Raw genomic sequence first — 9,013 nt, 5'->3', positions numbered from 1 at the left:
TGTGCGGAAAACAATACCTTCGGAAAACCATCTGCTCCAACTGTAACCGCTGTAAGATAATCCAGTCGAAGCAAGGCCAAGTCTGTCAAATCTTCCTGGTTGAGTGCTTCGTCTTTTAAGTGAGTGTGAACTAATCGTAAGCCTCTTAGTCTTGCTTCGGATGTTCTAATTCTATCCAGCCACGGGATGTCGATCGAACTGTCGGATCCTACAATCACGTGTGTTACATATCCTGAACGATCGATTAAGATTCCGACTTGGCGACTGATTTCGTGAGAGATTTCACAGAGTAGGCGGGAAACATCCTGAGTGATAATTACATTTTCCCTGATTCTCCGTTCGGAGAGTTTTTTGAGGCGATGGATTTGGTTTGATTTGAGACCGGATAGGTTTCCGCTGAGCTTACTAATACGATCACTCCTTTTTTCAAGAATTACCATGTTCTCTTGTCTCCGTCAAGCAGTTCGGGGAGCTCCTACTTTTTTGGGAAGTCCAAGTCGGATGTAAAAAGTACAGGATTTTAAAGTTTTTTGCGAACTTTGAAGTTCGAAAGCAGGTGCTTCTGGGTCATCGAACCAAGTCGAGGTGCCGAAAATAATGAATGTAACTGAAATATGTGTCGAAAAAAAGAATAGAGCTTAATGAAACGAATTGGTTTTTGGGATCGGATGTCTTCTTCAAAATACATAGTGGCGAATCGGAATTATCTAGATCTAACTCCAATTTTGCTCGTAATCGGATTGTTTTTTGGAACTTCCATTCTTTCCCTTTATTCTCAGGATACACCAAGCGGCGGTCCAACTGCGCAGGAAGGTGATTCTCAAAATCCGGAAAACACTCAACCCAATCCTCAAAACCAAAACCAAGAGCCGACACAGGAGAATGAAAACGAGCTTCGTAAGTACGATCTGCAGTTCAGAGACGGCTTACTTGGAGTCTTTCGCTCCGAAGCATACAGAAACATTACAAAATTAGGTTATTATGCATTGAATCATCCTATACCTAGAGTGAGGGCCGCCGCTGCCTTAGCATTAGGAAGGCTAAAATCTAGAAAAGGCGTTTATTATTTGCATAAGATGATCGATCGAGACGGCGAAACCGCTCGCCAAGCGGCCTACCAAGGACTCGCGGATATAGGATCTCCTGCATCCTTAGATTATTTTTACGAAGGTACTAAATCTGAAGACAGGGACATTCGAGTCGCTTGCTTTAAGGGAATGGGAAAAACTCTGGATCCTGGAGCTAGAGAAGTCTTGTTGCAAAAGGGGCTCACTTCTTCTGATAAGGAAATCGTATTAGCTTCCATTGCAGCTCTCGGATATTATCAAGTACCAGAAGACATTCGGTTGTTCGTGGATAATCTAAATTCAGAAGACGAACAGTTGCAAAAAGCGGCGGTGCAAGCACTGGGAGTTCATAAGACTCGAACTGCAATGAGCATTCTGGAAGATGCTTTTACGAATAAAGAAAATCTTAGAACCCAGATCCTGGATACTTTGGCTGAGCAAAGGAATTCCTACGCGATCTTTGCACTGATTCGAATTTTAGAATCCTTTTCCAATTCGGAGGCAGTAGTAAAAGAAATCAGCATTAGGTTATATAGATTAAAGGCGTACGGAAAATTTCTTACGATCACTCGTCAAAACACTCCGCTCTTACGTATGCCTTATGTTGGAGCAGAAGTAATCCGTGAATTGGAAATGGGAGAGGTCGGAAAGATTCTGGGGAAAAGCCATAAGAGATTTATCATCGAAGTGGATGGTAGGAAGATCGAAGATTTTTATTACCACGTAATGGTAGCTACAAAATTCAAAGATTCTTTTACAGACGTAGTGAAGGGATGGGTATTCGGTCCTTTTATCAAAGTCAGAAATATCAAGCCTCCTAAGAAGACCAAAAAAAGGAAAAGGCCTCCGATTCTAGATTCTGTTCCGGAAGCTGCTCCATCAAATGATCAGAATTCGCAGCCGAACGAGCCAGCCCCGAGCGAGCAAACGCCCTAATATTTCAATTATTTAATATTCCTCTATAATGCTTTCCATATTTAAGGCGATTGCCAACGAAGCAGGTAAAGAAGTGCTCAAACACTTCGACGGCAAGTCAAGTTACAACTTAAAAGATCCTATGCAGGTCTTGACCCAAGCCGATATTGCTTCTCATGAAATTCTGAGCAATCGTTTGAGAAAGGAATTTTCCGGCATACCCCTAGTTTTGGAAGAGCAGGAAAATAAAGAACCGTTGCCTGAAACATGCATCGTTTGCGATGAGCTGGATGGGAGTGCATTGTTTTCGCGTGGAATTCCTGAATTTAGTATTGTGCTATCTTACATCGAAAATAAGGAACCGAAAGTCGGATGTATTTACTTTCCAGCGTCTGCCACGATTATACTGGCAGAAAAAGGGAAGGGTGCAAGCCTGAACGGGGAAAAAATCAGTCTGCAAAGATCAAAACCTCTCTCGCATAGCCTGGTTTCTTTAGAAATCAATAATACACTACTTGATGGTCATTTTGAGTGGATCCGTAATGTTTCAAAGGAAGCCATGGCTTCCCGTGCATTAGGTGCAACTGGCGCCGGGTTTAAGGAGCTACTGGAGGGAAAAACAGATATATTTTTAAATCTGAATGGGGCAAAAATCTGGGATTTTGCGGCAGGCGCGGTGGCTGTAAGAGAGGCGGGGGGGCTGCTGGTGAACCTGGACGGGAACCCCCAAAAATGGGACCGAGTTCGCATGAGCTCCATTATTTCCAGGGATGGAGACTTATTGGAACAAGTACTTCGACTGAAGCCCCCAATACTCTAGGATCCTTCGCGCAAATTTTTCTAAAACGCTTTCCTTATTTTGCGTCCGGGCTCATAGTTTCTAATATCGGTACTTTCCATGCAATTTATTGCAGAACTATTCAAGACAAACGAAATAAACGAGATCTCGGTTACTCTAAGAGTGTTTCTTATCATCCTTTTTGCCGGCACAATCGGCTGGAATCGTGAAAGGAAAAATCACGGTGCAGGCTTTCGGACTCATATTCTGATCGGCCTCGGGTCTACCGTGTTGATGCTCCTATCTATTTACGCGGCTGATTACTACACGGGACACGTGGGAGATCCAACTCGAATTGCTGCACAGGTTGTTTCTGGCGTAGGATTTTTATGTGCGGGAGCCATTCTCAAGTCCGGGTTAAACGTAAAAGGATTAAATACTGCTGCGTCGATTTGGGTGGTGTCTGCGATCGGACTACTGGTGGGCGCGGGCCTGTACTTTGCCTCCCTATTAACTACTTCGGTAACTTTGCTGACTTTGATTTCCTTCGATTTAATCGAAGAAAGATATTTCGGAAAATACGAATATAAGGTTCTAATCTTGGACCTGCGTCAGAAAAAGTTTCACAGAAAAGGATTGAGAGAACTATTAGCAAATCATAATCTAAGATTGGTCTCGGAATCTTTTTCACAGGATTTCAGAACTAAAAACGTGCAGTTGAAATTAACGATCGCTGCGCCGAAGGGTTTCGATATGATTCAGATTGTGGATAATATGAGAAACCTGGGGGAAGTGAACCGAATCAGTATAGAATCGGCCTGAACTCAGGCGGATTTGATTCTGAAAAACGAATTTGTCCTTTTGTTATAGATTCGCACTTAGATAAAACTTGTAAATGGCTTATAAAGAGTTTTTCAAGACAAACGATCTACTGGAATCCACCTACTTTGAAAAACTGCTCATTGAACAAGGCCTGGATTATAGAATAGTAGATGAGGATATCCTTCCTTTTCCGAATGGAACCAGGAAGTTCTATTTGAATTCCGAAATCCCCCTAGATATCATAGCCGGATTAATTAAGAAAACTAGATATAGATCATTACTCGATCCAAGGAATCCTTCGTTTAACAAAGCTGAAGACCCAAACGAAGAGGATCTGGATGAGGAAATCGGATACTTATCCGTCGAACGGGAAAAGAGGATTCGAGAACTGGAAAATAAGAGCATTGTGGAGTTGATCGGAAGTATCTTTCGCAAGCTTTTTCGCAATGGATAACTAGACCTAATCCCACTAACAATCGAATTTTAAAGACATAGTACGGTTTTCGCAATTGGATTGTAACTTTAGGTTCGATATGAAACGAATCTTGGAATTTGCTTTGCATTTTGTGGCGTTATTTTAGAACAAGTTCCGATAACGATCGTTGTTAATAGCTAAAGCACCTAACACCGACGACTCTTCAGTTTAGGGATCGGAAGTATTAATAATGCCTGAAAAGAGAACATCTGTCCCTTCGGCTCTTGCAGAAGAAATCATTAAGACGATTCGCCTATTAGCGCTTTCGGGTAAAAAGAACTTCCGTAAGTACTTATGTGATCCTCTGATCTTTGGCGGATGGGAAAGGGAGAAGGCCCATAATGCCTTGTCCTCGGCAAAGGGAATCGATAAAATACAGGAAGAATCCAGAAACCCGGCCTATCTTCATACAATCGGCCCGCATTGCAAAAGGTTGGTTTCTCAAGCGTTGTCTGAAAATCTTTCCGCAATAGGAGATACTTGCATTTTCTTTTGTGAAAAGATCCTAGAAGATGAGCAAGTTGCTGCTTCTCCCGAAGCTTTAGAATTTATCGGGCTCTTGGAAAAGCCAATGACGGAATTCGCTCATTTGAACCAGACTCGTAGCGAAAAATTGTTCGAGGATTCGATTAGAAATTTTTCTCCCGACGAGCTGAAGACGGCTTTCGAACCTGTAAAACTCGATGCACATAGACAAAAGGTTTATTTGGATGCGGAAGTGCATCGATTGTACAGCCAGATCGTTTCGGCAGCCAAATCGAACGATGTAATGCGCTGTAGAAAATTATTATCCTCTTATATTATTAATTTTAGCGATTCGGAAAATTACAATAATCAGGAAGTGGAAAAGTTAATAGATGCACTGACCAAGAGAGCCTCGGGTTTTAGGGAGAATCTAAAGGATTCTCTCGCCATCGATTTGTATTACTCGATTACTAGAGGCATCTTAGAAGCAAATGTCAAAAAAGCGATACAAGGGATTCGCAAGTATGCACACATATTTGAGGGAGATCCCGATGTGAAATATTACTACGAAATCGACAGTCTTGAGAGAAAACTGTATGGAATCATACATTCGAAAGACTTAATGAAGGAATTAAAAAAAGGAATATAGTATGGCAGCACTTACGTTTAATGAAAAACAGGAAGGCAAACGATTAGTCCTTCATATCACGGGCGAAATAGACGCAAAAACAGCTCCCGAGTTAAAATTAAAATTGGAATCGGCGGTAGGTAATGGCCTGGTGAATATCATTTGCGACTGTTCCGGTTTGGATTATATCGCCTCTGCTGGAATCGGAGTACTCAACTCCATACAGAAATTCTTAAAGGAGAAATCCGGAGAGATCGTATTCACAAATGTTAAAAAAGAAATCAGGGATACAATGGATTTGATGTATCTGACAAAGAAAGTCAGACTGTTCAATACTTTACAGGAAGCATTAGCAGCGTTATAGAAAAAGAAATCTAAGGATGGATTCGAAAAGCGAAAAAATACTGAAGATAAGGACAGATTTATCTGAGTTGTCAAGAGTCCGCTCGGAGATTCGAGAATTCCTTGGAAAGGATTGCTCGGATATTACTCGAAATAGGATCTTACTCTCGCTAGATGAATCAGTAACAAACGTGATAGAGCACGGATTTCCGGAACCAAAAGAATCGGAAATGGAACTTAGGATGAAAAAGAACAAGGCTAGTTGGAGATTCACGATCACCGACGAGGGAATTCTTTTTGATCCGACAAAGCATAAATCATCCACATGGAAAGATCTGTACGAATCCGGAGCGGACGGCGGCTTCGGGATTCGATCTGTTAAGAAAATCATGTTGGTCAGGTACAAGCAACTGTCCAATCCTCCACGAAATAAACTGACATTAATTTATAAAAAAGGAAAGAATGATTAAGAATAAATTTCTCTATAAAATATCGCCGGGAATACGAACTAAACTTTCCTTTTTCACGGCGATTTTGGTGGTAGCAATCCTTGCGCTTACATCAGTAATTTATTATGGACAACAAAAGAAGGCGCTCGAAGAGAAAATAGATTCTGAATTAAGAGCTCCATTGGAATACATTAATACTGTAGTTCTTGATTTGGAAAAATTAAGCCGGAGTTTGATTCTAATCGAAGAGTTTAAGATTAGGATAAAGGAAAAACAGGCACAATTAAGCAAGTTTAAGAGAAAAGTAACTCAAAAGGAAACTGGCTTTTTTGGAACCTTAAAGTCGATAGGGGCTTCACTCGGACTGAAAGTTAAATACGATTATAAAGTCCGCGCAGTCGACACTTATTATACCAGATACCTTTCGCCAAAGGAAATTCAGGATTTTGAATCCAAAGTAAAGAACGAACTTCGTAAAGAAAATGGCGCCCCAATTGAACAATTAACTTATTCTAAACTGACTACGATCGCAAAAAAAACCGCAGAAGCTAGATTAGCGGCTGAGTCGTTCAAAATAAGACTAGGAGAAATAGACGAAGAATCCAAGGCAGCGGCAGAAGAGTTATCGAGTAAGGATTTGGATCCAAAACGTACTAAGGAACTGGAGACTCTTAAAGGAAACCTCGAAAAGGAGCGTAAGTTAAGCGAGAAGTCTTTGCAGGACTCGGAAAGAAAGGTTCTTGCGGGCGAAGCGAATATGGTTCGTTCTTTGCAAAACTTTTTTAAAGGATCCTACAAAGATAGAATTTCTTCCCTCGGTTTGCTTCCTGACAAAATTCGGATCCTTGCTTTCAATCGTACGGGAAAACAGACTCTAGACACAGGACTTCTTTTCCCTCAGTCCTCTTCTACTGGTAAGAAGCTCTTCGGGTTTTCGGAATTCGAAAAAAACAAAGACGAGCTATTTCAGCGGGACAAACTTCTCATCTCGCTCCAAGAAAAAACTGACGCTGAAAATTACGAAATTGCAGGAAGACAGTACGAGGTTGTATCAAGGTCTGTATTCCGAAATCTTAATACTGCGGAGCGTGCGAAGATACTGACGAAGGAAATCCAAAATGACGATTGGGAGGACTTTTTATCTAGAGATAGAGAAGTCTCAAAGGAAATATCCAATCTCACAGAGAAACTGAAGGTGAAGCTGGACGAATTAAAGAAGACCGGCAAGCTAAAGCCGTCTGCAGATCCCGAATTTCGGGGGCTTTATTCGGAATACAAAAGGATTTTGAAAAAAAGAGAGACCTTCCTTTATGAGTTAAGTCCGTACATTTCACTCAAGAAAGAAAACGCAAATCAATGGAAGAAGGAAAAAGACGAGCTCGAAGAAAAATTAAAGAATCTGAGTGCAGAACTTTCCCAACTTCAAAAACAACTTAAGGGTTCCAAGCCGAAGGAGAACTCGGAGCTAAGCGCGGAAGAAATTCAGGAGAAAATTCGTGCATTAGAATTCCAATCGGAGGAGATTCGTGATTCTCTCCAATCTATGATACTGACCAAGGATGATTGGACTCAATATGATGAGAACAAATCCGAGGATGCTTTTTTCGGACTCCGCGAGGCCGCTTTGGACGATTTTGCTTTTTTGCCTTACAAAACAGATTCTTCTTCTATCAAAAGGTATTGGAAGAGCCCGGAAGAACGAAAGCAGATAAGAGCAAAATGGAAAATTCTCCGTGATTGGATTATGGCCGGAGAGTCAGAGACCGAAATTCCGAAACAGACAAAGAATGCCGCATTGAATGCAGGCATTTTGGTCAGGAGTCGAAGCGAAGTGGAAGAGTTAATGTGGAATTTAGACTCTACCCCATTCGTAATCGATCATGAACAGGAAAAGGGGTTGGTATTCGATCTTTTGAACAAGGATCACCTTGGCTATAATCTAATCATATTAGATAGAACGGATGGCCTCAGGGAAATTAAGAGAAATCGAGAGGAGCTCCTTCAATATACAGCTGTTATTGGAACATTCGCGATACTATTAGCTTATGGACTTGCTTGGGTAGTGGTTCGAAGAATCAAGGCGATTATCAAAAAGTCGGAAGAAGTGGGTGAAGGGAATCTAAAGGTCGAGTTTCCATTATCAGGCTATGATGAGATCGGAGTGTTAAGCGAATCGCTTAACAATATGGTTACCGGCTTGAGGGAGCGAGAAGAGCTACGAGGCGAGTTGATTGCCGCCGAAGAAATTCAAAAGCGTTTACTGCCTGACAAATTTCCGACAAACTTAAATGGCAGAGTGGAATTTGGTGCTTTTTATAAAGCCATGGCCGGCGTAGGCGGAGATTATTACGATTTTATTGAATTAGAAAAAGGGAAAGTTGCACTTTGCATAGGTGATGTGTCGAATCATGGTGTAGGACCAGCAATCGTGATGGCACTTTTTAGGTCTCAGGTAAGGTCGATCCTGAGAAAGGGGGAACGAGATTTAAAAAAAGTGTTACTGGAGTTGAACGGTTATCTATACGAGGACACTCCGGATCATATGTTTATAACTTTCTTTCTAGGTATCTTCGATTCAAATACTTCAAGATTCGATTTTATTTCTGCGGGACACGTTAAACCTCTGTTATTCGATTCTTCTGAGAGAAAATTGATGGAATTGCCCGCAGGTGGATCTCCGATCGGAATGGATGATAATGACTTTTTTGCAACTACCATCCAGGCGAAAACAGTCAAACTTGAATCCGGTGATTTCTTTTTTCAATATACCGATGGCTTGGATGAGGCGCGTTCTCCGGACGGAGGGCTGTATGGTAAAGAAAGACTGCATAAAATCGTCGGGAAAAGTCTGGGAAAATCTCCTCAGGATCTGATCTCTGCAATCGTGACTGATGTAGAGTCCTTTACAAATAAGGAAATTGGTAAGCCTGGGCTATCAGACCTGACCGATGATATTGCGATGATTGCGATTCGCTGTAGGTAGGAGTTTTTGGGAAAGGCCCCGCCCTTGGTATGAACCGGAGACATGGGTAACAGAATAGACCGGGAACATAGGTAACACTAAACAAACGC

General features: G+C 41.6%; 8 protein-coding genes and 1 pseudogene. 8 read left to right on the top strand and 1 reads right to left on the bottom strand.

All coding sequences use genetic code 11. The annotated features are described in order from the left end of the window. Nucleotides 1–440 (bottom strand): annotated as a pseudogene (locus CH373_RS18285) (GTPase HflX); the annotation flags it as partial. A 201-nt stretch (nucleotides 441–641) separates the two neighbouring features. Here CH373_RS18285 and CH373_RS18280 point away from each other — a divergent pair. The 8 genes from CH373_RS18280 (at nucleotide 642) to CH373_RS18245 (ending at nucleotide 8,924) form a co-directional block, all read left to right on the top strand. Continuing rightward, the gene (locus CH373_RS18280) at nucleotides 642–2,003 is read left to right on the top strand and encodes a HEAT repeat domain-containing protein (protein WP_243393474.1); all 1,362 of its coding nucleotides are present in this window, start codon (nucleotides 642–644) and stop codon (nucleotides 2,001–2,003) included. Between the two features lie 28 nt (nucleotides 2,004–2,031). Beyond that, a complete protein-coding gene (locus CH373_RS18275; RefSeq protein WP_243393473.1) occupies nucleotides 2,032–2,802 on the top strand; it encodes an inositol monophosphatase family protein in 771 nt (256 codons plus the stop codon). A 78-nt stretch (nucleotides 2,803–2,880) separates the two neighbouring features. Beyond that, nucleotides 2,881–3,582, top strand: a complete 702-nt coding sequence (locus CH373_RS18270) for an MgtC/SapB family protein (protein WP_100715552.1) — start codon at nucleotides 2,881–2,883, stop codon at nucleotides 3,580–3,582. Between the two features lie 73 nt (nucleotides 3,583–3,655). Then, nucleotides 3,656–4,036 (top strand): hypothetical protein, encoded by a 381-nt coding sequence (locus tag CH373_RS18265; protein WP_100715553.1) that lies wholly within the window; start codon nucleotides 3,656–3,658, stop codon nucleotides 4,034–4,036. A 211-nt stretch (nucleotides 4,037–4,247) separates the two neighbouring features. Next, nucleotides 4,248–5,171, top strand: a complete 924-nt coding sequence (locus CH373_RS18260; protein WP_100715554.1) for a hypothetical protein — start codon at nucleotides 4,248–4,250, stop codon at nucleotides 5,169–5,171. A 1-nt stretch (nucleotide 5,172) separates the two neighbouring features. Continuing rightward, on the top strand, nucleotides 5,173–5,514 hold the full coding sequence (locus CH373_RS18255; RefSeq protein ID WP_100715555.1) for an STAS domain-containing protein: 342 nt from the start codon (nucleotides 5,173–5,175) through the stop codon (nucleotides 5,512–5,514). 16 nt (nucleotides 5,515–5,530) lie between these two features. Then, nucleotides 5,531–5,962: an ATP-binding protein gene (locus tag CH373_RS18250; protein WP_100715556.1), complete on the top strand. Its 432-nt coding sequence runs from the start codon at nucleotides 5,531–5,533 to the stop codon at nucleotides 5,960–5,962. After that, nucleotides 5,955–8,924 carry a PP2C family protein-serine/threonine phosphatase gene (locus CH373_RS18245; RefSeq protein WP_100715557.1) on the top strand — a complete coding sequence of 990 codons (2,970 nt, stop codon included), beginning with the start codon at nucleotides 5,955–5,957 and terminating at the stop codon, nucleotides 8,922–8,924. Before CH373_RS18250 ends, CH373_RS18245 begins: the two co-directional genes overlap by 8 nt. Nucleotides 8,925–9,013: the final 89 nt, after the last annotated feature.

It is taken from the genome of Leptospira perolatii (assembly GCF_002811875.1).
Classification (GTDB): domain Bacteria; phylum Spirochaetota; class Leptospiria; order Leptospirales; family Leptospiraceae; genus Leptospira_B; species Leptospira_B perolatii.
This window is presented reverse-complemented; position numbering and strand designations above follow the sequence as displayed.